Here is a 20,980-nt window from a genome sequence, read left to right as displayed (position 1 = left end):
TCGCCGGGTCGTAGGGTGGGGTGCATGGGCATGGTCGGGACGGTCGGGCTGGTGCTGCACCCACGCCGCGACTCCAGGAAGGCGATCGACGTCATCCTGCGCTGGGCCGCCGGGCGCGGCGTCACGGTGCTGGGGCTGCACGAGGAGGTCGACCGCATCGACTGCACGGCCGTGGCGGTCGACGCCGACACGCTGGCGGAGAAGGCCGACCTGATGGTGGGGCTCGGCGGCGACGGCACGATGCTGCGCACCATGCGGCTGGTCGCCGGACGGCCCACCCCCATCCTCGGGGTGAACCTCGGCAAGCTCGGCTTCCTCGCCGAGATCGACGTGGACGAACTGCCCGCCACCCTCTCCGCCATCGACGACCACCGCTACACGACCGAGCCGCGCATGGCCATCACGAGCGACGTCGCCGGCACCCGGGTCACCGCGTTCAACGACATCGCGCTGGTGCGCATCCCCGGCGAGGGGCTGGCCGCGGTCAGCGTCACCCCGGCCGGCAGCCCGTTCGTCCGGTACGCCGCCGACGCCGTCATCGTCGCCACGTCCACGGGCTCGACCGCCTACAGCTTCTCCGCGGGCGGCCCCATCGTCTCGCCCCGCGTCGAAGCCGTGCTGGTGGTGCCCGCCGCCGCCCACTCCGCGTTCAACCGGGCGCTCGTGCTGCCCGCCGACGAGGAGGTGACGCTCGACGTGCTGTCGTCGAGCGGGCGGCTGGCCGTCGAGGTCGACGGCAGGGTCGTCGCGCACCTGTGCCCCGGCGACCGGATCACGGTGAGCGCCTGGCCGGCCGCGGCCAACGTGGTACGCCTCGGCACGACGTTCTACGAGCGCGCCCGCCGCAAGCTGCGCGTCGACGGCAACCCCGAGTCCGGCTGACCGGCGTGCCCGTGCCCGGGTCCGTGCGGGTGCCCGTGCTCCTCGCCGGGGTGGGCGGTGCCGGGGTCGCGGCGTGAGGCGACCAGCGCCGCGAGCGCCGTGGTGATCGGCACGGCGGCGATGAGCCCCAGCGTGCCCACCACGCTCCTGACGATCTCCTGGGCGATGACCGGCGTCGTCAGCACCTCGCCGAGCGGCTGCTCGCCGATGCTGAACAGCAGGAGCAGCGGCAGCGACGCCCCTGCGTACGCCAGGATGATCGTGTTGATGACGCTCGCGATGTGGGCCCGGCCCACCCGGGCGGCGGCCCGGTAGAGGCGGGCGAAGCCGTACGACGGGTTGGCGGCGGCCAGCTCCGCGACCGTGACCGACTGCGTGACCGTCACGTCGTCGAGCACGCCGAGCGCGCCGATGATGATGCTGGCCAGCAGCAGCCCCTGCGTGTCGATCGACAGGCTCATGCCCACGGTCAGCGCGGTGTCGTCGGTGACGCCGTTCAGCCTGGCCAGGCCGATGGCCGCGTACGCCAGCAGGCCGGTGAGCGCGAGGCTGGCCAGCGTGCCGAGCACGGCCGTCGAGGTGGCGAGCGAGAAGCCGTGCGTGAGGTAGAGCACCGTCAGCATGATCGCCGAGGCGCCGACGATGGCGACGAGCATGGGCGGCCTGCCCTCGACGATGCCCGGGATGACGAACGTCAGCAGCAGCGCGAACGTCACGGCCAGCCCGGCCAGCGCCGACAGGCCGCGCCAGCGACCGAACGCGATCACGGCCAGCGCCAGCGCCGCCCCGAACAGCCACAGCGACGACCCCCGGTCGTGGTCGGAGATCTGGTACGCCTCCCCGCCCCCGCCCGACGGCACCAGCACCACGTCGTCGCCCGCCGAGAACCGCTGCGCCCCCGGCCCGCTGGGCAGGCGCAGCGTGACCTCCCTGCCCGCGTCGGGGCCGTCGGCGACCTTGACCGTGGCCTTGCCGCAGGTGGCGGGGTCGGGCTTGGGGGCGCCCTCGGCCGTCTTCTGGCAGCGTCCGAGCTGGACGTACGTGATCGTGCCGGTCACCCTGACGACCTGCGCCGGCGCTCCGGCACCAGGACCGCCGCCCGCGGGGTCTCCCGCGGCGCCTCCCGACGGCCAGAGCCACACCAGGCACGCCAGCGTGATGACCGCCAGCGGAACCAGCACGGCCACGCTCGCCATGACCGCGCGCCGCGAGCCCGGCACGGCCGCGCCGTGCCCGTGATTGCCGCCCATCGTGTCGCAGGCCCCTCCCGCCACTCCCGCCTCGGCTGACGAACAGCGACAGTAGTGCACGCGCCCGCCCGTGGCGCGCTGCTGGCGGCGGTCCGCCGGGCGGGTCCGGGGTTTGACGGCCATACCCTGTGGCAGGTCGGAAGGGTATGCGCCGGGAACTGGCCAGGTCAGGCGGGCCGGCCATGCTGCTGGCCACCGCCGGTCCTGCGATCATCGCGGGAGCGTCCGACGCCGACCCGACCACGGTCGGGACGCTGGCGGTCGTCGGCTCCACGACGACCTACTCGCTGTCGTGGCTGGTGCTGCTGCTCATCCCGATCCTGGGCCTGGTTCAGGCGATCGCCTCCCGCGTGGGGATGGCGAGCGGCCGCGACCTCCAGCACGACGTCGTCTGCCGGTACGGCAGGATCGCCCAGGTGGTGCTGCTGGCGGCGGTGGTGCCGGTCAACCTCTTCACCATCGCCGCGGACGTCGCCGCCGGCGGGTCGGCTCTGGAGCTGCTGACCGGGGTGGACTGGCGGCTGATGACGCCCGTCCTGGCCGTCGCGGTGCTCGCCCTGCTGCTCGCGGGCGGGTTCGACGAGGTGCAGTCCGTGCTGAAGTACGTGGTGCTGGTGCTGCTGGCCTTCGGCGCGGCCGCGGTGCTGGCCGAGCCCGACTGGGGCGAGGTGCTGCACCACACCCTCGTGCCCGAGCTCTCGCTGCAGCCGAGACATCTCACGGCCACGCTCGCCCTGCTGGGCACCACGCTGACTGGTTACGTCTACATGTGGCAGTCGATCGAGCGGGCCGAGGAGCAGCCCGACATGAGCCAGACGCGGGTGAAGTCGTTCCAGTCGGTGCTGGGCATCGTCGTCGCGGTCGCGGTGTTCTGGTTCATCCTCGTCGCGACCGCGGCGACGCTGGGCGTCAAGGGGCACGAGGTGCAGAGCTCCAGGGAGGCGGCGCAGGCGCTGGAACCGGTCGCGGGGCCGGCGGCGACGTACCTGTTCGCCGTCGGCATGCTGGCCTCGACCCTGATCGCCCTGCCGATCCTGGCGGCCGTCACGGCGTACGTGATGGGCGCGGAGTTCAACTGGCGGCGCGGCCTGTCGCAGCCGGTCCGCCGGGCGCGCGGCTTCTACGCGGTGATCGCCGCGAGCCTCCTCCTGGGCGTGATCTGCGTCGTGACCGGTTTGCGGCCCATCACGCTGCTGTTCCTGGCGAGCCTCGCGGGCGGCCTGAGCACCCCCGTGTCGCTCGGCTTCCTCATGGTCGTCGCGAGGGACGCGCGGCTGATGGGCCGGTGGCGCATCACGCGCCGCATGGCCGTGTTCGGCTGGCTGATCGTGGCGACGGTGACGGCGGTCAGCGTGTTCTTCCTGGTGCAGACGTTCACCGGCTGAGCCCGGCCGCGGGCGCCGCGGCCTTGCGGCGTCGCGGGAGCGGAGGGTCAGCGCGGGCGGCGCAGCAGCAGGAACGCGGCCAGCGCCGCGAGCCAGGCGGCGCCCAGGGCGTAGCCGCCGAGCACGTCGGTGAACCAGTGGACGCCGAGATAGACGCGCGACGCCCCCACCGCCAGCGCCACCAGGGCCGCGAGGACGCCGAGCGCGACGCGGGCCGCCGGGCCGCGCCCGCTCGCGAGCAGCAGCGCCGCCATGCCCCAGGTGGCGAGCGCCTGGGTGGCGTGCGCCGACGGGAAGGTGAACCGGCTCGCGTGCGCGAGCGCCTGCCCGGCCGGCGGGGCGGGCCGCGCCACCAGCGGCTTCGCCGCCCGCGCGAGCACCGCCGCGCCGAGCAGCGCGGCCCACAGCGCGCCCGCCGCCCGCCACGCGGGCAGCGCCACGCCCCGCCTGGGGCGCAGGAGCAGCCACGACGTGAGGAGCAGGGCGGGGACGAGGAGCAGGGCGGAACCGGCCCAGGTCACGGTGGTCATGACGGCGGTCAGCCAGGGGGTGCGGTGCGCCACGGCGAACGCCTGCACGACAGGGTCCCAGCGCGCGGTCTCCTCCCGGGCGACGACGTCCTGGACGAGCCCGCCGAAGGCGAACAGCGCGACGGCGGCGACGACCGCCGAGACGGTCAGGGCCAGCCCGCGCGGCGCGGCCGGGTCGAGGCGGCGTCCCAGCCAGGCGGCCTGCCTGGGGAAGCGGGACACCAGGAGGAGGACCGGGCCGCGCCCCGGCCGCGCCGGACCGCCTCCGGCCGCGCGCCTGCGCAGGGCCCTGACCGCCGCCGTGCCCGCGAGGAGCGCGCCGGCCAGCACGAGCAGGGACAGGCTGATCCTGCCCGCCCAGTGGGCGACCCGCTGCCAGCTCGCGCCCGCCAGGTACCCGGCCAGCACCATCAGCCCGCCCCAAACCACGCCGCCCGCCACGTTGCAGAGGACGAACGTGCGGTACGGCATGCGCGCCATCCCGGCGAACGTCGGGACGAGCACGCGCAGCGCCGCGGTGAAGCGGCCGAGGAACACCGCCCAGCCGCCCCTGCGGGCCAGGAGTTCCTCCGCCCGCCGCCGGTGCTCCTGCTTGACGAACCGGGCGAGCGGCCCCGTGAGCAGGCGGCGGCCGTAGCGGCGGCCGACCGTGTAGCCGATGCTGTCGCCGATGGCCGCCCCGGCGCAGGCGGCGGCCAGCGCCCCGGCCAGGGGGACGCGGTGCTCGGCGGCCAGCACTCCCCCGAGCAGCACGGCGATCTCGCCGGGGACGACGAAGCCGATGAACGCCGAGGACTCCAGCAGCGGGAAGGCGAAGATCACCGCGAGCGCCGCCCAGCCGGACAGGCCGAGGAGGTGCCGGGCGATGCTCTCGATCATGGCGGCCTCCCGGCTCCGGCCGGGCCCGGCGTGGTGCTGGACGGGCCCGCCCGGAGGCTCGACACCTCCCAGTCTAGGCACCGGCCCGCCACCGCCCCGCCCCACCGCGTCCGTCAGCTCCGCGACTCGGCCGGCGGCGGGTTTGCCCGGCGCGGGTGCGGGCAGGTCGGCTGGTCGGCGCGGGTGCCGGGGGGCGTACCGCGACGTCAGAGGGGGGCCGGACTCATGCCGCTCGTCACCGTGAAGCTCATCGAGGGCGTGTTCAGCGAAGCGCAGAAGGCCGAGATGGTGGAGAGGCTGACCGAAGCGATGGTGGCCGTCGAGGGCGAGAACATGCGCTCGCTGACGCTGGTCATCCTGGAGGAGGTCAAGGGCGGCGACTGGGCGGTCGGCGGCAAGCGGATGACGGCCGACCAGGTCAAGGCCATCGCCGCGGGCGAGCGGCCCACCTGACCCCGGCGGCCGGTCGTCAGGCCGGAGCGTCGCCGGGGGGCTCCTCGGCGGCGCGGTTGCGCGCGCCGATCCAGCCGGCGACCTGGGCGCGCGAGTTGAAGCCGAGCTTGGTGAGGATGTGCTCGACGTGCCCCTCGGCGGTGCGCTGCGCGATCACCAGCGTCGCCGCGATCTCCTTGTTGGTCATGCCCTGGGCGACGAGCTGGGCGATCTCCATCTCGCGCCTGGTCAGCGGCTGCTGGTCGGCTCGGCCGGGCTTCCTGTCCTGGGCTCCCTCCTCCTTCGTGTCCTCCTGCAGCGCGTAGCCGAGCGCGTCGTCGTAGGGCAGGCGGGCGCCCCGCGTGAAGGCCGCCGCGTACGCCTGCTCGCCGAGCGCGTCGCCGGTGGCCCGCTCGCAGGCGTCGTGGTACTCGGCCAGGTGCCCGTATCCGGACAGTGAGGCCCCCGTGGTGCGCCAGAGGGTGTCGACGGCGCCGAGCAGCCGGGCGGCCCGCTGGAAGTGCCCCTGCGTGGCCGCGATCCAGGCCAGCACCTCCAGGTTGACGCCGGCGCCGAGCGGGTCGTCCAGCGAGCGGTTGAAGGCGAGGCTCTGCTTCTCCAGGTCGGCGGCCCGGTCGGCGTCGCCCTGCCGCCACACCTCCACGCCGAGCGCCATCGTCGTGTACGCCCGGTGCCAGCCCTCCCCGTGCGCGTCGCACAGGGCCAGGCACTCCTCCCCCAGCGCGATGGCCCGTGGCGAGTCGCCGAGGAAGGAGCAGGCGAGCGACAGCCGGATGAGCGCCAGCGCGGTGCCGGCGGGGTCGCCGCAGGCGCGGTGCCCGGCCAGCGCCTCCTCGTACAGCCCGACCGCGGCCCGCGTCTCGCCGCGCCACATCTCGATCATCCCGGAGTAGAGGGCCACGTACGCGCGGACGGACTCGTCCCCGAGCAGGTCGCCGATGCGGCGGCTCTCGTCGAGCAGGCGGGCGGCGGAGTCGGTGTCGGCCTCGAGGACGGCCAGCCAGGCGGCGGCCCACAGGCCGCGGCCGCGGACGTCGTCCTTCTCGGTGTGGGCGGCGAGCAGCCGCTCCAGCCAGTTCCTGCCTTCGCCCAGGTAGTAACTGGTGATCCAGTGGTAGAGCAGGTCGGAGGCCATGGCGAGGCCGGTCCTGGCCTCGTCCTGTTCCGTCACGCTGTGTTCGAGCGCGGTGCGCAGGTTGGCGTGTTCGAGGTGGAGGCGGGTGAACCAGTCCACCTGGGCGGGGCCGAACAGCTCCCGCCTGGCGCGGGCGGCCAGGTCGCGGTAGTAGTCGCGGTGGCGCCTCCGCAGCGCGCCCTCCTGGCCCGACTCGGCGAGCCGCTCGCGGCCGTACTGGCGGACGGTGTCGAGCAGCCGGTACCGCACGCCCGGCCGGTGCTCCTCCCTGATCAGGACGGACTTCTCCACCAGGCCGATCACCAGGTCCATGATCTCCTCGCGGGCCAGTCCGTCGCCGGAGCAGACGGCCTCCGCGGCGTCCAGGTCGAGGTCGCCGGCGAACACCGACACGCGGTCCCACAGCAGCCGCTCCTTCTCGGAGCACAGCCCGTAGCTCCAGTCGATGAGGGCGCGCAGCGTCTGGTGACGGGGCAGGGTGGCGCGCGAGCCCGAGGTGAGCAGGCGGAACCGGTCGTCGAGCCGGTCGAGCAGCTGCTGGACGGACAGCGCCCGCAGGCGGACGGCGGCCAGCTCGATCCCGAGCGGGAGGCCGTCGAGGAGGCGGCAGATCTCGGTGACCTGGTCCTGGTTGCCGGGGGTGACGGTGAACGTCGGCAGCACGGCCTGGGCGCGTTCGGTGAACAGCCGCACCGCGTCCCACTGCATGAGCGACTCGACGGACGGCCTGGGCCCGCCCGGCTCGGGCAGCGGGAGCGTCGACACCGGCATGGTGCTCTCGCCCGCGATGCCGAGCGCCTGCCGGCTGGTGGCGAGGACGCGCAGCTCGGGGGCGGCGCGCAGGAGGGTCCCCACCAGGGTCGCGCACGCCTCGACCAGGTGCTCGCAGTTGTCGAGGATCACCAGCGCCTGCTTCCCGCGCAGGTGGTCGACGAGCACCTGCATGGGCGGGCTGGCGGTGCGGTCGCGGACCTCCAGGCCCTCCAGCACCACCCTCGGCAGCATGCCGGGGTTCTCCAGGGCGGCCAGCTCGACCAGCCACACGCCGTCGCGGAAGGCCCGGCACACCTCCTGCCCGACGCGCTGCGCGAGCCTGGTCTTGCCCACGCCGCCCATCCCGGCGAGCGTCACGGCGCGCGAACTCGACAGCAGTCGCTTGACCTCGGACACCTCGTGCCGTCGGCCCACGAAACTCGTCACCTCGGCCGGCAGCCTGCCCGTGGGGCGGCGCCGGGAGGCGCGTGTCACTTCTGTCATCACCGCCTCGGGACGGCTCGTCCGGGCAGGTCACCGGTTCCCGGAATCGGACCGTCGCTTTCGAGTTTATGCGCCGCCCGTTTCCGGGTTCCCCTCCGAGTTCCCAGGCGGGCCGGATGGAACGGCTACGCCCCCTGACGCAGGGCATCCAGCCAGTGGGCGACGAGGTCGTGGACTCTCCCGGCGACCTCGACCTGCGGGTTGTGGCCGGCCCCGTCGAGGATCGCAGCGGACATGTGCGGATAGTGGCCGAGCAGCTCCATCTGGTCCTCCCACCCCACGAGCGCGTCCTGCCGAGCGGTCACCAGCAGGTGCGCCCCCTGATGGGCGGGCGCGTGCCTCTCCGGCCACTCGGGGAGCAGGAAGTCCGCCTCCAGTTCGGCCGCGGCCCCGCGATCGTGGGCCCGCCAGCCGGGGAGGAGGTGACGGGTGAACAGTTCGTGGTCGGACCGGGTGAGGCGCGCCATGACGAGACCGAACAGGTCGCGGTCCTCGGCGGGCAGTCCTGCCAGGAGCGCCTCGTCGCGCTCAAGGGTGGTCACGTCCGGCAGGGTCCGTTCGGCGCCCCACCGTACGACGGGGGCGAGCAGGGCGGAGCCGAGCACCTGCCGGCCGAACCGCGCGGTGACCGCACGGGCGATCTGCCCGCCGAACGACTGGCCGAGCACGGCGAACGGCTCGTCGCCCACGGTGTCGGCCACCCAGTCGGCGACGGCTTCCGCGAGGGCCGCCGCGGACGTCGTGCCGGGCAGCCGAGGGCTCCTGCCGTGCCCGGGGAGGTCGAGGTAGAGGCGCCGCCACCCGGGGCGCCGGTCGAAGACGGGTTCGAGCGGCAGGAGCAGCCGATGGTCGATGGTGTAGCCGTGGATCATGACCAGGGGGATGCCCTCGCCACGCGTGGTGTGCCAGATGTGGTGCGTCGTCATGCCTGGACGGTAGAACCTTCACACAAGTGTGAGGGTCAAGACGGGGCCCGGCCACTCCTGCTCGCCGCCACGAGGGCCAGGCGGCCGACGGCTCGTCACGCCAGAGCCCTGACGGTTCTCAGGTAGTCGTCGATGGCGTCGCGATTGCGGCTGAGGCAGGTGATGCGGCGGGTCATGCGGTCGCGCTCGCGTTCCAGCGTGGCCAGCATCTCCGGGGTGGCGTCGGCGAAGTGGATGGTGCGGGGCTTGTCCAGGCAGGGCAGGATCTGCTTGATGATGCGGGTGGGGAGTCCGGCGTCGAGCAGGCCGCGGATCTGGATGACGCGGTCGACCAGGTAGTCGTCGTAGTCGCGGTACCCGTTCTCCCGCCGGTGCGGCTCTATCAGGCCCTGCTCCTCGTAGTACCGCAGCAACCGGGTCGGCGTGTCCGTCAGCTTCGCGAGTTCGCCGATGCGCATGTGACCACCCTCACTCTCGACTCCAGGGGCCGGCGCGTTGACCTTCACATTGATGTGAAGCATCAACGATACGGCTCATGACTCATGCCACGCGCTTCAGGCGCCCGTCACCACGCGATGATCGCCTCCCGCTGGCGGGCCTCCTCGCGCTCGCGACCGCCGGGTTCGTCACGATCATGACCGAGGCGCTTCCCGCGGGCATCCTGCCGGCGATGAGCGCCGATCTCGGTGTGAGCGAGTCCGCCGCCGGGCAGTCCGTGATGGTCTACGCCGTCGGCTCGCTGCTGGCGGCGGTTCCCCTGACGGCGGCGACGGCGACGTGGCCACGCAGGCGGCTGCTGCTGACCGCGATCAGCGGATTCGCACTGGCCAACACGGTCACAGCCGTCTCGAGCAGCTACCCGCTCACGATGACCGCGCGCTTCCTCGCCGGGGTCGTGGCCGGTCTGCTGTGGGCCCTGGTCGCCGGATACGCGCGCCGCATGGTGCCGGCCGAGCGGCGCGGCAGGGCCACGGCGGTCGCGATGGCGGGCACGCCGGTGGCGCTGTCGATCGGCGTGCCCGCCGGGACGTCCCTGGCCGGGCTCGTCGGCTGGCGGTCCACGTTCGGGATCATGACCCTGCTGAGCCTGGCCCTCGTCGTCTGGGTGATCCTCGCGGTCCCCTCCTTCCCGGGCGCCGTCCGGGAGAGCAGGCTCCCCCTCCGCAAGGTGCCGGCGATCCCCGGCGTGGCGCCGGTGCTGACGGTGACGCTGACGTTCGTGCTCGCGCACAACCTCCTGTACACCTACATCGCGCCCTTCCTCGGCCCGGTCGGCCTGGCCGACCGCGTCGACGTGGTGCTGCTCACCTTCGGCGTCGCCTCCCTGGGGAGCATCCTCGCCACCGGGGCCCTCGTCGACCGGCACCTGCGCCGGCTCATGATCGCCGGCTGCTCCCTGTTCGCCGCCGCCGCGCTGCTGCTGGGCCTGCTCGGGGACGTTCCCGCGCTCGTGTACGTCAGCGCCGCGATCTGGGGCGCGGGTTTCGGCGGGGCCGCCACCGTCCTGCAGACCGCCTCCGCCGAAGCGGCCGGAGCGGCGGGCGACGTCGCCCAGTCCCTGATCGTCACCTGCTGGAACATCGGCATCGCCGGCGGAGCCGCCGCGGGCGGCGTCCTCCTCGGCACGGCGGGCAGCGGATCGTTGCCGTGGTGGGCCCTCGTCCTCGTCGCGGCGGCCTTCCTGGTGACGGTGACGTCCCGTCGGCACGGCTTCCCGAACCTGGCGCGGCGTCTGGCCCGGGATCAGGCCCTCTCCCCCGCCGCCCGTCCTGACGAGGACGTGACCCCGGTTTGACCCGGCATGGGGTTACGCCCCCCTGGACCTGAAGGTGGCGCTCCTACCGTGGAAGGCGGAGACAGCACGACGGAAGGAGCGGTGCGCCGCATGTCCCGCCCACGGCCGGGCGGGCCGTCCACCCTGGAGGCCCCCGCGATCGTCGGCCGCAGGCACGAGATGGCCGCCATCAGGCGGGCGCTGTCGAGCACCCGCCTGCTGACCCTCACCGGCACCGGCGGGGTCGGCAAGTCCCGGCTGGCCAGGTGGGCGGCCGAGGCCCTGCGCGGGACGTTCCCCGACGGCGTCGAGACGGTCGACCTGGGCTGCCTGGAGGACGGCGGCCTGCTGGAGTCGGCGGTCGCGGCGGCGCTCGGCCTGCGCGAGGCGGGCCCCAGCACCCTCGACACGCTCGCCGACTACCTGGCCGGCCACCGGACGCTGCTGGTGCTGGACAACTGCGAGCACCTGCTGGACCCGTGCGCGCGCCTCGTCCACGGCCTGCTGCGGGGCGCCCCGCGCCTGCGGATCCTGGTGACCAGCCGCCAGGCGCTCACCGTGACCGGCGAGCGGGTGCTGTGGGTGCCGCCCCTGCCGGTGCCGCCCCGCGAGGGCCCGGCACGCGACGTCGCGCGCCACGACGCCGTCCGGCTCTTCGAGCAGCGGGCCGCGCGGGCACGGCCCGGGTTCGCCGTGGACGCCGCGAACGCCCCGGCGGTGGCCAGGCTGTCCCGCCGGCTCGAAGGGATACCGCTGGCGATCGAGCTGGCCGCGGCGCGCCTGCGCACGGTCCCCCTCGACCAGCTGGTCAGCGAGCTGGACCGGCACGTCGAGGTGCTGGAGGAGAGCACCCTTCCGGGGCCGCCGCGCCGGCGGTCGCTGCGCGGCACCCTGGACTGGAGCTACGAGCTGTGCTCCCCCGCCGAGCAGCGGCTGTGGAGCAGGCTGTCGATGTTCGCGGGCGGCGCCGAACTGGAGGCCGTCGAGGCGGTCTGCGGCGGAGGAGAGATCGGCCGCGAGGACGTGGTGGACCTGCTCGCCGGGCTCGTGGACAAGTCGGTGCTCGTGCCGGAGACGCGGGAGGCCGTCCCCCGGTACGGGATGATGGAGAGCGTGCGCGCGTACGGGCTGGAACGCCTCACCCGCGACGACGCCGAGGCGCTGCGCCCCCGCTACCTCGACCACCACCGCCGCCTCGTCGAGGCCAACCGGCTCGACCGGCTCGCCCCCGACCAGCGCGAACGCTACCGGCGGCTCCAGGCCGACCTGGCCAACGTCCGCGTGGCGATCGAGCTGTCCCTCGGCCTGCTGGGGCAGCCGCGCGCCGGGCTGGAGATGGCCGCCCGGCTGTGGGGTTACTGGCTGCTCGCCGGGTCGCTCACCGAGGGCAGGCACTGGCTGGGACGCGCGCTGTCCCTGTCGCCCGAGCCGTCCCTTTCCAGGGTGGAGGGCCTGTGGGTGAGCGCGCTGCTCGCCCTCCACCAGGGCGACCTCGCCGCGGCGGAGCCGCCGCTCGGCGAGTGCGCCTCCCTGGCGCGGCGGCTGGGGGACGACGCCGGGCTGGCGTGCGCCGTGCAGACCGCCGGGCTGGCCGCGTTCGCCGCTGGCGACGCCGCGCGGGGGCTGGCGCTGCTGGAGGAGGCGCACGCCCGGCACGAGACGTGCGGCGAGCGCGACGCGCTCGCGCTGAACCTCTTCTACACCGCCGCGTACGGCGCCGCCGCCCACCCCGAGCGGGTCGCCGAGCAGGGCGAGCGGTTCCTCGCGCTGGCCGAGGCGCACCATGCCGAGGTGTCACGGGCGTACGCGCTGTTCGCGGTGGGGCTGGCCGCCTGGAACCGCGGCGACTGGCGCAGGGCCGAGGCGCTGATGCGCGAGTCGGCCGCGTTCAGGGGCGCGATCGGCGACCGGTGGGGGCTCGCCCAGTGCCTGGAGGTCCTGGCCTGGATCGCTGGGGCGCGCGGCGATCACGGGCGCGCCGCGCGGGGGCTCGGCGCGGTGGAGCCGCTGTGGCGGGCGATGGGGGCCTCGCCGGACCGGCTGTGGCCGCACGTCCAGGGGCACGAGCGGTGCGTGGCGGCCGCGCGGGAGGCGCTGGGCGAGCGCGGGTACGCGGCGGCGTTCCGCGCGGGGGCGGGGCTGGGCCTGGAGCGGGCGCTCGCGTCCGCGATGGAGGAAGCCGCCGCCTGAAGCGGCGGCACGGGCGAGGTGGGCGGCGGCACGCGCCCTTGAGGCGGCGGGCCGTCGAGGTGGGGCCGGGGGCTGCGCCGGAGCCGACCCGAGACGGGTGACCTGTCGGCTCCGGCGCCCCCGGGGGCCTCGGTGCGGGGCCGCGGCGCGGCGGCGGCCCCGCAAGCTCGTGGGGTCAGGCGGCCAGGGCGGGCTGTGCCTCCAGCGGCTGCTCCGCGCACTGGCCGACGACCGGGAACTCGAACCAGACGACCTTCCCCTTCAGCGTGCGGACGCTGCCCCAGCAGCAGGCGAGCATGTCCACCAGGTGCAGGCCGCGCCCGCTCTCGTCGTCGGGCCAGACGGCGCGCATGCACGGGAGCTCCGGGTCGGCGTCCTCGACCTCGCAGCGCAGCAGGCCGTCCTCGACCGAGAGGCTGAGGCGCACCGGCCCGCACTCGCGCCGCAGCGCGTTGGTGACCAGCTCGCTGACGAGGAGCTCGACGATCGCGATCTCCCCGTCGTGTCCCCAGAAGGCGAGCCGGTCGCGGGTGAGCCGCCGCGCCTTGGCCACGGAGGTGGGCCTGGCCCTCAGCTTCCACGACACCTGCTCGGGCTCGGCCGAGCCGACGCTCATCAGCGCCGCCAGCCGGTCCCAGATCCGCCCGATGGTCATCGATCTCACCCGGCGGGAACGGCGAGGGTCTGAGACATGTGCTTTACCTTCCGTCCTCACTTCCAGTGGTTCGACTCCACAGTCCCTCCGGGGCCCTGGCAAGTGGGACGTGATAAATCCCCATATGGATACCTATTTCTACGTACGTAGGTAGTGCTTACCCCACTCCGGTCCCGCCTCCAGGACCCCCAGGTCGAGCGCGGAAAGGCGGTCCTGGTCGGCGAGCACGTCGATGGCGGCGATCCTGCCGCCCGCCACCGTGAAGGCCATGACCGAAAGCGGCCGCCCGTTCGCCACGACGACCACCCCCGCGGCCCCGTTGACCAGCACGGGACGCGCGAACGGCGACAGCCGCCCGAACGTGACGGCCTGCGCGGCCACCGTCCGCGCCCCGCTCAGCACCGTCGAGAGGCGGGAGCCGGCGCCGGCGTCCGACCGTAGCACCACCTCGGGGTCGAGCACGGCGACGAGCCCCTCGAAGTCGCCGCCGCGCGCCGCCGCGAAGAACGCGTTCACCACGTCGCGCTGCCGCGCCGGATCCGGGTCGGGCACCGGCGCCCGGCCGCGCACCCGGCGGCGGGCCCTGCTCGCGAGCTGCCGCGCCGCCTCCGGCGACCGCTCGATCATGGACCCGATCTCCTCGAACGGCACCGCGAACATGTCGTGCAGCACGAACGCGAGCCGTTCCGCGGGCGACAGCGTCTCCAGCACCACCAGCAGCGCCAGACCCACCGCGTCGGCCAGCACCGCCTCGTGCTCGGGGTCGAGCCCCGACTCTGGGCCGACCACGGGGTCGGGAACGTGCGCCGCGTACGGCTCCTCGCGCCGGTGCTCCCGCGAGCGCAGCACGTTCAGGCACGCCCGGGCCACCACCGTGGTCAGCCACGCGCCCAGGTTGCCGACGCCGTCGGCGCCTGCCCGGCTGAGCCGCAGCCACGCCTCCTGCACGGCGTCGTCGGCCTCGCTCACCGACCCGAGCATCCGGTACGCCACCGCCCGCAGCCGCCCCCGGTGCTCCTCGAAGCGCTCCGCCAGCCACTCCCGATCGTCCACCCCGCCCAGAACCCCTTCCGTACGCGCGTTCCAGCAGGGTAGACCCGGGCAGCGGCCCGGACGTGACGGGGCCGGCCGCGGACGGCCTGCAACCTTCCGCCCGCCGGGCGGCGTTGGCAACGGGCGAGAGGAGATCAGATTGACCGGTCACGATGGTTTCCGCGAGTTCGTCCTCGCGCGCCAGCAGGCGCTGATGCGAACCGCGTACTTGCTCACGGGCGACGCCCACCTGGCCGAGGACCTGCTGCAGAGCGTCCTCGTCAACGTCGCGCGGCACTGGCCCAAGCTGGCCCGCGACGGCAACCCCGAGGCCTACACCCGTAAGGCCCTGGTCAACCAGTACGTCTCGTGGCGGCGCCGGCCGCGCCACGAGCTGCCCAGCGCTGACCCGCCCGAGCGGTCCGTCTCCTACGACGAGGCGGCGCTCGACCGGATCGTGCTGCGCCGGGCGCTGGACAGGCTCACGCGCAAGCAGCGGGCGGTGATCGTGCTGCGTTTCTGGGAGGACCTCACCGAGGCGCAGACCGCCGCCGCGCTCGGCTGCTCGGTCGGCACCGTGAAGAGCCAGACCCATCACGCGCTGGCGCGGCTGCGCGCCCTCGCCCCCGAGCTCATGGAGGAGTCCGAGATGCAGGAGGTGCTGCGATGACCACGAGATTGCGCAGGGCGCTCGACGGCATCGCCGACGAGGCCCCGCCGGTGGACCTGTCGGACCTGGCGGACCGCATCGTCACCCGACGTCCGCGCCCCCGGCGCTGGCTGCCGGCGCTGGCCGCGGCCGGGGTCGCGCTCGTCGTGGGGGCCGCCGCGGGGACGGTGACCCTGGTCCTGCCGCCTGCGCCCGGCGCGCGGCCGGCCGCGTCGGCGACGGGGCCCCTCCCTGACCTGCCGGCGGGCGCGGTCGGGCCGCTCAGGTACGCGTACCTGACGCAGTGCACGGTGGAGAAGAACCCTGAACAGACCCTGGACTGCAGCGCGGTCGAGTGGCAGGTCGTCACCCAGGACGGGAAGAGGTACCGGGTGCCGCAGGCGCTCGCCCTGGCCGGGAACCGGCGGATCCCCCTGGCGATCAGCCGGGACGGGCGCAGGCTCGCCTACTACAGCCGCCAGGCCGGGGCGCATGTCGTGCGCGACCTGGCCACCGGCGCCGAGACCGTCTCCCCTGTGAAGATCGAGGAGCGGCGGATCGGCATCGGGTCGATGCTCGCGGTGTCCGACGACGGCCGTCACCTCGTGTTCGACCCGCGCGAGGGGACCAAGGACCCGGGCACGCTCATCGACGTCCGCACCGGCAGGACCGTGCCGGTGCCGGGCAGGTACGAGGTCGTCACCGTCAAGGACGGCGTCGCCGAGCTGGTCAGGTACGTCAGGACCGACCTGCGGCTGATGCCGGTCACCGGCCGGCCCGGCCGCACGGTGCGCTTCGGCGGCGCGTTCATCTTCTTCAGCGAGCTCGCCCCCGACGGCCGCACGGTCGCCGCGGTCGAGCACGCCGAACTGGCGAAGCGGAGGATCACCCTGCTCGACACCAGGACAGGGAGGAAGCTGCGCGAGGTCGCCGTCACCGGCCTGCCGCGGGAGGGCGCCATCGGCGGCACCGGCCTGTGGCGGAGCGGCACGGAGCTGACCCTGCTGGTCGAGGACCGTGACGGGATGAGCGGCTACGCGGTGGACGTCACCACCGGGCGGGCCCGGCGCGTGACCGCCTACCCGGGCGCCACCGCCGGTCTCACGGCCCTGCCCGGCCTGGCGTCCGGCTGACGCACGGGGTGGGCCTCCCCCGTCGAACAGCCCCGGGTTCTAGGGTGAGAAAGGCAGGCGGGCGCCGGACGAACGACGCCCGCGACCGCCGCGACGAAGGGACAGGCCCGTGCTCACCGTCTGCGTGGCCCCCGGGGGCAAGCCGCTGATCGAGGAGGCGGTGCGCGCGGGCGGCGGCCAGGTCGTCGGCGACCCGCACGGGGCCGAGGCGCTCGTCTGGACCGACTCCCGCCCCGACGGCGTGCGGGAGTACCTGACGCCGAGCGTGCGGTGGGTGCAGCTGCCGTCGGCCGGGATCGAACGCTGGACGCGCGAGGGCCTCGTCGACTCCTCCCGCCTGTGGACCTCCGCGGCCGGCGCCTACGGCCCGCAGGTCGCCGAGCACGCGCTGGCGCTGCTGCTGGCGGGCGTGCACGGCCTGCACCGGGCCGCCAGGCGGCGCACCTGGCAGCGCGACCGGCACGGCGAGCAGCGCGGTGAGCGGCAGGGCGACCGGCAGGGCGGGGTGCGGGGCGGGCTGCGGGGCGCCACGGTGGCCGTGGTCGGGGCGGGCGGCATCGGCAGGGCCCTCATCCCCGCGCTGCGCGCGCTCGGCGCGGACGTCGTCGCCGTCAACCGCTCCGGCACGCCGGTCGAGGGGGCGTCGGAGACCGTGCGCTTCGACGGGCTGGCCGGCGTGTGGCCGAGGGCCGACCACGTCGTCCTGGCCGCGCCCGCGACGCCGGAGACGTACCGGATGGTCGGGCGCGAGCAGCTGCGGGCCATGCCGCGGCACGCCTGGCTCGTCAACGTGGCCCGCGGCGAGCTCGTCGACACCGGCGCCCTGCTCGACGCCCTGCGCGCGGGCGAGATCGGCGGCGCCGCGCTCGACGTCACCGACCCGGAACCGCTGCCCGACGGCCACGGCCTGTGGGACGAGCCGAACGTCCTCATCACGCCGCACGACGCCAACCCGGAGGCGCTGTTCACCCGCGGCCTGGCCGAGCGGGTACGCGAGAACGTCGCCCGCTACGTGCGCGGCGAACCGCTGCTCGGCCGCATCGACCCGGCCCGCGGCTACTGACACCGGCGCCCTGGTCCCGGCGGAGGACGATCGCGAGGGGGTTGCCCAGCCGGGAGAGGTAGGCCATCGTCACCCTTGTGAACGACTCCCTGGATGGATTCCTCCAAGAACCACCGCACCGCTACGAGTTCGAGGTCGTCATGCGCGGCTATGCCCGGCGCCCGGTCCGCGACCTGTTCGACCGTGTCGAGAAGACCCTGAACGGCACCGCCGACGAGCTGGAACGGGTCTCCCCGGACTTCGTCCGCGCCGCCACGTTCGACGTCGTCCTCCGCGGCTACCGCCGGGAGCAGGTCCACGCGGCCCTGCTCGACTGCGTTCAACGGCTTCAGGCCCAGGGCTGACGTCCCGTCGCCCGCGCGGGCCCGCACGGGCGACGGGGTCAGGACACCTTCGAGGAGGGCGCCTTCCAGGTGTTGCAGCCGCCGGGGCCGCCTGCCTTGAAGCCCTGCGTGAACCAGTGCAGCGCGTTGCCCTTCAGCGACGGCGCGCCGGTTCTCGGCGTGCGGCCGAGCGCCTTGGCGGCGGCCCCGGCCAGGCAGGCGCGCTGGTAGGAGTAGCGGCGCTCCTGCTCGTCGAGCTCCTTGTCGTCGCCGTGGTGGTCGAGCGACCTGGCGGCCTTGGTGATGCCGGCCTGGATCTGCATGTACTCGCCGTACGCGGCGGCCATGCCGTAGAAGACGGCCGCGTCGCTCTTGGCCTTGACCCAGTCGTCGGCGAGCGCGACGTAGAGCCCTCCTGGCACGGGGAAGGGCCATGACTTGTGCACCTTCTTCCTGGTGCCGGGGTCGTAGTGGATCTCGACCTGGACCGGCTCCTGCCGCCACGCCTTGCCGAGGCAGGCGGCCAGCGCGCGCAGGTACTTCTCGGTGGAGGCCCTGCTGGTGCCCTTCTTGGCCGGGCACGCCGTGCCGGCGAGCTCGGCCGCCTTGTACAGGTCGTTGTCGGTGAGCTCGGGCGCGCCCTCGACGGGGTACGCGGCGGCCGTCCCGGAGAACGCCACCATCGCCGCCGCCACGCCGGACAGAAGTCTGATCATCACGAACCGGGATCCTAGGGTTTCACCCCGGCATTCACGATCATTTCCGTAAGGTCGTCATCAGAAGGATGAACGGGGATCTCGTCACGACGCATCAGAGGACGGAGGCGAGGCGGCGGGCGCCCTCGACGAGCTGGGCCACCGGCGTCTCGCCGTACGTGAGCCGCAGGTACGCGCCCTCCGGCTCGGCCGTGAACCAGGTCGATCCCGCCGACACCATCACGCCGGCCGCGAGCGCGCGGGCGGCGACGTCGGCGTCGTCGTACCCCTCGGGGAGCCGCGCCCACAGGTGCATGCCGCCCGCCGGCACGTGCGCCACCTCCACGCCGGGCAGGCGGGAGCGCAGCGCCGCGAGCAGGCCGTCCCTGCGCAGGCCGAGCTCGCGGGAGACGGTGCGGCGGTGCCGCTGCCAGGCGGGCGAGGACAGGAAGTCGACGGCCGCCTCCTGGAGCGGGCCCGAGACGTAGAAGTCCTCCAGGGTCTTGGCGGCCCTCAGCCTGGCCAGGGCGGGGCCGCGGGCGGCGAGGGCGGCCAGGCGCACGGCGGGCGCGACCGGCTTGGTGATCGAGCGGACGTACACGACGTGCCCGTGCTGGTCCTGGGAGGCGAGGGTGGGCGGCTGGGCGCCGCCGATGGACAGGTCGCGCGCGTAGTCGTCCTCCAGCACGAAGACGCCGTGCCTGCGGGCCAGGTCGAGCAGTTCGCGGCGCCGGTCGGGGGCGAGGACGCCGCCGGTGGGGTTGGCGTACAGCGGCTGGACGACGACGAGCCGGGCGACGCGGGCGCGCAGGACGTCCTCCAGGAGGTCGGTGCGCAGGCCGTCGCGGTCGGTGGGGACGGGGTGGATGTCGAGGCCGTGCCCGCGCGCGATCGCGGTGTACCCGGGGTAGGTCGGCGTCTCCAGGACGATCGCGTCGCCGGGCCTGGTCAGCGCCCTGATGGCGATCGACAGCGCGATCTGCCCTCCTGACGTGATCAGCACCTCGGCCGGGTCGAACCCGCCGCTCTGCCGGGCGAACCACTGCCGGGCGGCGGCGGTGCCCTCGACGGGCGCGCGGCCCCACACGCCGGTCCGGCGCATGGCCCGCGTCATGGACGCGACGAGCGCCTTCTCCGGGATGAGGCTGTCGTCGAGGTAGCCGCCGGACATGCGGATCGTGTCGGGGTGCGGGGCCTCCAGGAGCGCCAGGTGGCGGGTCATGTCCTGAGGCGTGCGCCCGCCCAGCGCGGCGTGCTGCCAGGCCAGGTCGGCGGGCCTTGGGCCGCGCGGCGGCGCGGCGGCGACGAACGTGCCGCTGCCGGGACGTACGGTCACGAGCCCCTTGGCGGCCAGGTCACGGACGACGTGCTGAACGGTCAGCGGCGATACCTGATAACGCTGCTGCAGCTCCCGGACGGACGGCAGGCGGGTGCCCACCGGGGATGCGCTGATGAGCTCGCCCAGGGCAGACGCTAGCAGCGCCCTGCTGTTATCGTCGTGCATGTCGAATGAGAATAGCGTTATCGATGCCAAGGCGGTCACGGATAACGGCGGACCGGCTCCCGGCGGGTGGCTGCTCGGCACGCTGGGCGTCCTGATCTTCAGCTTCGCGCTCCCCGCCAACGCCTGGGCGGTCGAGGGCTTCCACCCGCTGGCGGTGACCGTCTGGCGCGCCCTGATCCCGGGGCTGCTGGCGGTCCCGATCCTGTGGCGGATGCGGGCGCCGGTGCCCGGCCGGGGGTCCTGGCCGCACCTCGTCACGGCGGGACTGTGCGTGGCCGTCGGGTTCCCGCTGCTGTCCTCGATCGCGCTCACCACGATCCACCCGGCCAGGGCGGCGGTCATCCTCGGCCTGCTGCCCGCGCTCACCGCCGCGTTCGCGGCGGCGTTCGGCCGGGAACGGCCCTCCGCGCGGTTCTGGATGATCAGCGGGGCGGGCCTTCTCGTGCTGCTCGCCTACCTGACGACCCGCGGCGGGGCGGGCGGCCTGACGCTCGGCGGCGGGGACGTGGCGATGTTCGGGGCGACCTGCTGCTCGGCCATGGCGTACGTCCTCGGCGCCGACCGGGCCAAGGTGCTCGGCGCGCCGCAGAGCATGTGCTGGACGCTGGTCGCCCTGCTGCCCCTGAGCATCCCGGCGGGGATCGTGACCGTGTTCGTCCAGGAGCCCGCGTGGAGCGCGCGCAGCGTCACCGGGATGCTCTACCTGGCCGTCGCCTCGACGCTGCTCGGCTACTTCGCCTGGTACGCGGGGCTCGCGCGGGGCGGCATCGCCCGGGTGGGCCAGGTGCAGCAGATCCAGCCGATCCTGACCGTCTGCTGGTCGGCGCTGTTCTTCGCCGACGCGCTCGACCCGCTGACGTTCGCCGCGGGCGCGGCGGTCGCCGGCCTGGTCGCGCTCGGCCAGCGCGAGGGCCGCCGCTGACCGCCCTTCGCAAGCGATTCCAACCCGATCACAAGCCCGGTGAGCGACCCTGGAGGGGGCCGCGTCGAGCGCTGCCCCTGGAGTCCCATCACCAGGAACGAGCGATGACCGAGAAGATGACAGGCGCCCAGGCTCTCGTGAGAGCGCTGGAGCACGTGGGAGTCGACACCGTGTTCGGGATCCCTGGCGGCGCCGTCCTGCCCGCCTACGATCCTCTCCACGACTCGGCCGAGGTCCGGCACGTGCTCGTACGGCACGAGCAGGGCGCGGGCCACGCCGCCGAGGGGTACGCGCAGGCCACGGGCAAGGTCGGGGTGTGCATGGCGACCAGCGGGCCGGGCGC

The 20,980-nt window shown here is 74.4% G+C and carries 20 protein-coding genes; 11 read left to right on the top strand and 9 right to left on the bottom strand.

The features are described 5' to 3' along the window. The first annotated feature begins 24 nt into the window (after positions 1 to 24). Entirely contained in the window at positions 25 to 882 is an 858-nt protein-coding gene (locus BMX74_RS24080) for an NAD(+)/NADH kinase (RefSeq protein WP_082534837.1), read from the top strand. Here the strand turns inward: BMX74_RS24080 and BMX74_RS24075 are convergent. Next, on the bottom strand, positions 828 to 2,132 hold the full coding sequence (locus BMX74_RS24075) for a YibE/F family protein (protein WP_091102968.1): 1,305 nt from the start codon (positions 2,130 to 2,132) through the stop codon (positions 828 to 830). The two genes, BMX74_RS24080 and BMX74_RS24075, sit on opposite strands and share 55 nt — an antisense overlap. A 146-nt stretch (positions 2,133 to 2,278) precedes the next feature. Here BMX74_RS24075 and BMX74_RS24070 point away from each other — a divergent pair, with 146 nt between their 5' ends. Further along, positions 2,279 to 3,517 (top strand): NRAMP family divalent metal transporter, encoded by a 1,239-nt coding sequence (locus BMX74_RS24070; protein WP_091102966.1) that lies wholly within the window; start codon positions 2,279 to 2,281, stop codon positions 3,515 to 3,517. A gap of 47 nt (positions 3,518 to 3,564) precedes the next feature. Here BMX74_RS24070 and BMX74_RS24065 read toward each other — a convergent pair whose 3' ends face one another. Continuing rightward, positions 3,565 to 4,926: a VTT domain-containing protein gene (locus BMX74_RS24065; RefSeq protein WP_091102964.1), complete on the bottom strand. Its 1,362-nt coding sequence runs from the start codon at positions 4,924 to 4,926 to the stop codon at positions 3,565 to 3,567. Positions 4,927 to 5,151: 225 nt separating this feature from the next. On the opposite strand from BMX74_RS24065, the gene BMX74_RS24060 reads away from it, so the two are divergent. Beyond that, complete coding sequence (locus BMX74_RS24060; RefSeq protein WP_055502885.1) at positions 5,152 to 5,379, top strand: tautomerase family protein; 228 nt, start codon at positions 5,152 to 5,154, stop codon at positions 5,377 to 5,379. Positions 5,380 to 5,395: 16 nt separating this feature from the next. Here the strand turns inward: BMX74_RS24060 and BMX74_RS24055 are convergent, their stop codons facing one another. The 3 genes from BMX74_RS24055 to BMX74_RS24045 form a co-directional block, all read right to left on the bottom strand. Continuing rightward, positions 5,396 to 7,771 (bottom strand): ATP-binding protein, encoded by a 2,376-nt coding sequence (locus BMX74_RS24055; RefSeq protein WP_091102962.1) that lies wholly within the window; start codon positions 7,769 to 7,771, stop codon positions 5,396 to 5,398. Positions 7,772 to 7,896: 125 nt separating this feature from the next. Beyond that, entirely contained in the window at positions 7,897 to 8,697 is an 801-nt protein-coding gene (locus BMX74_RS24050; RefSeq protein ID WP_091102959.1) for an alpha/beta fold hydrolase, read from the bottom strand. 95 nt (positions 8,698 to 8,792) lie between these two features. After that, positions 8,793 to 9,155: a MerR family transcriptional regulator gene (locus tag BMX74_RS24045; RefSeq protein ID WP_055502888.1), complete on the bottom strand. Its 363-nt coding sequence runs from the start codon at positions 9,153 to 9,155 to the stop codon at positions 8,793 to 8,795. 77 nt (positions 9,156 to 9,232) lie between these two features. On the opposite strand from BMX74_RS24045, the gene BMX74_RS24040 reads away from it, so the two are divergent. Together BMX74_RS24040 and BMX74_RS24035 are read left to right on the top strand one after the other, a co-directional pair. Beyond that, positions 9,233 to 10,492 carry an MFS transporter gene (locus BMX74_RS24040; RefSeq protein WP_091102956.1) on the top strand — a complete coding sequence of 420 codons (1,260 nt, stop codon included), beginning with the start codon at positions 9,233 to 9,235 and terminating at the stop codon, positions 10,490 to 10,492. A 90-nt stretch (positions 10,493 to 10,582) separates the two neighbouring features. After that, positions 10,583 to 12,661 carry an ATP-binding protein gene (locus BMX74_RS24035; RefSeq protein WP_091102955.1) on the top strand — a complete coding sequence of 693 codons (2,079 nt, stop codon included), beginning with the start codon at positions 10,583 to 10,585 and terminating at the stop codon, positions 12,659 to 12,661. Positions 12,662 to 12,836: 175 nt separating this feature from the next. On the opposite strand, the gene BMX74_RS24030 is transcribed toward BMX74_RS24035, so the two are convergent. Next, on the bottom strand, positions 12,837 to 13,316 hold the full coding sequence (locus BMX74_RS24030) for an ATP-binding protein (RefSeq protein WP_055502890.1): 480 nt from the start codon (positions 13,314 to 13,316) through the stop codon (positions 12,837 to 12,839). 138 nt (positions 13,317 to 13,454) lie between these two features. Beyond that, complete coding sequence (locus BMX74_RS24025; protein ID WP_091102953.1) at positions 13,455 to 14,369, bottom strand: sigma-70 family RNA polymerase sigma factor; 915 nt, start codon at positions 14,367 to 14,369, stop codon at positions 13,455 to 13,457. A 139-nt stretch (positions 14,370 to 14,508) separates the two neighbouring features. On the opposite strand from BMX74_RS24025, the gene BMX74_RS24020 reads away from it, so the two are divergent. The 4 genes from BMX74_RS24020 to BMX74_RS24005 all read left to right on the top strand — a co-directional run bounded on the left by BMX74_RS24020 (position 14,509) and on the right by BMX74_RS24005 (position 17,537). Beyond that, positions 14,509 to 15,018, top strand: a complete 510-nt coding sequence (locus tag BMX74_RS24020) for a SigE family RNA polymerase sigma factor (protein WP_091102950.1) — start codon at positions 14,509 to 14,511, stop codon at positions 15,016 to 15,018. Further along, the gene (locus BMX74_RS24015) at positions 15,015 to 16,130 is read left to right on the top strand and encodes a hypothetical protein (RefSeq protein WP_143078750.1); all 1,116 of its coding nucleotides are present in this window, start codon (positions 15,015 to 15,017) and stop codon (positions 16,128 to 16,130) included. Before BMX74_RS24020 ends, BMX74_RS24015 begins: the two co-directional genes overlap by 4 nt. Before the next feature lie 109 nt (positions 16,131 to 16,239). Continuing rightward, positions 16,240 to 17,193: a D-isomer specific 2-hydroxyacid dehydrogenase family protein gene (locus BMX74_RS24010; protein ID WP_091102946.1), complete on the top strand. Its 954-nt coding sequence runs from the start codon at positions 16,240 to 16,242 to the stop codon at positions 17,191 to 17,193. A gap of 77 nt (positions 17,194 to 17,270) precedes the next feature. Next, positions 17,271 to 17,537, top strand: coding sequence for a DivIVA domain-containing protein (locus BMX74_RS24005; RefSeq protein WP_091102944.1), 267 nt, complete (start codon positions 17,271 to 17,273; stop codon positions 17,535 to 17,537). Positions 17,538 to 17,575: 38 nt separating this feature from the next. Here the strand turns inward: BMX74_RS24005 and BMX74_RS24000 are convergent, their stop codons facing one another. Together BMX74_RS24000 and BMX74_RS23995 are read right to left on the bottom strand one after the other, a co-directional pair. Beyond that, complete coding sequence (locus BMX74_RS24000; RefSeq protein ID WP_143078749.1) at positions 17,576 to 18,235, bottom strand: hypothetical protein; 660 nt, start codon at positions 18,233 to 18,235, stop codon at positions 17,576 to 17,578. Between the two features lie 91 nt (positions 18,236 to 18,326). Further along, complete coding sequence (locus BMX74_RS23995) at positions 18,327 to 19,715, bottom strand: aminotransferase-like domain-containing protein (protein WP_055502896.1); 1,389 nt, start codon at positions 19,713 to 19,715, stop codon at positions 18,327 to 18,329. On the opposite strand from BMX74_RS23995, the gene BMX74_RS43250 reads away from it, so the two are divergent. Further along, positions 19,714 to 20,637: a DMT family transporter gene (locus BMX74_RS43250; RefSeq protein WP_177227486.1), complete on the top strand. Its 924-nt coding sequence runs from the start codon at positions 19,714 to 19,716 to the stop codon at positions 20,635 to 20,637. The two genes, BMX74_RS23995 and BMX74_RS43250, sit on opposite strands and share 2 nt — an antisense overlap. Before the next feature lie 104 nt (positions 20,638 to 20,741). After that, positions 20,742 to 20,980 (top strand): thiamine pyrophosphate-binding protein (locus BMX74_RS23975; protein ID WP_256257246.1); only part of this gene is annotated, 239 nt, incomplete at its 3' end.

Source organism: Nonomuraea pusilla (assembly GCF_900109355.1).
GTDB lineage: Bacteria > Actinomycetota > Actinomycetes > Streptosporangiales > Streptosporangiaceae > Nonomuraea > Nonomuraea pusilla.
This window is presented reverse-complemented; position numbering and strand designations above follow the sequence as displayed.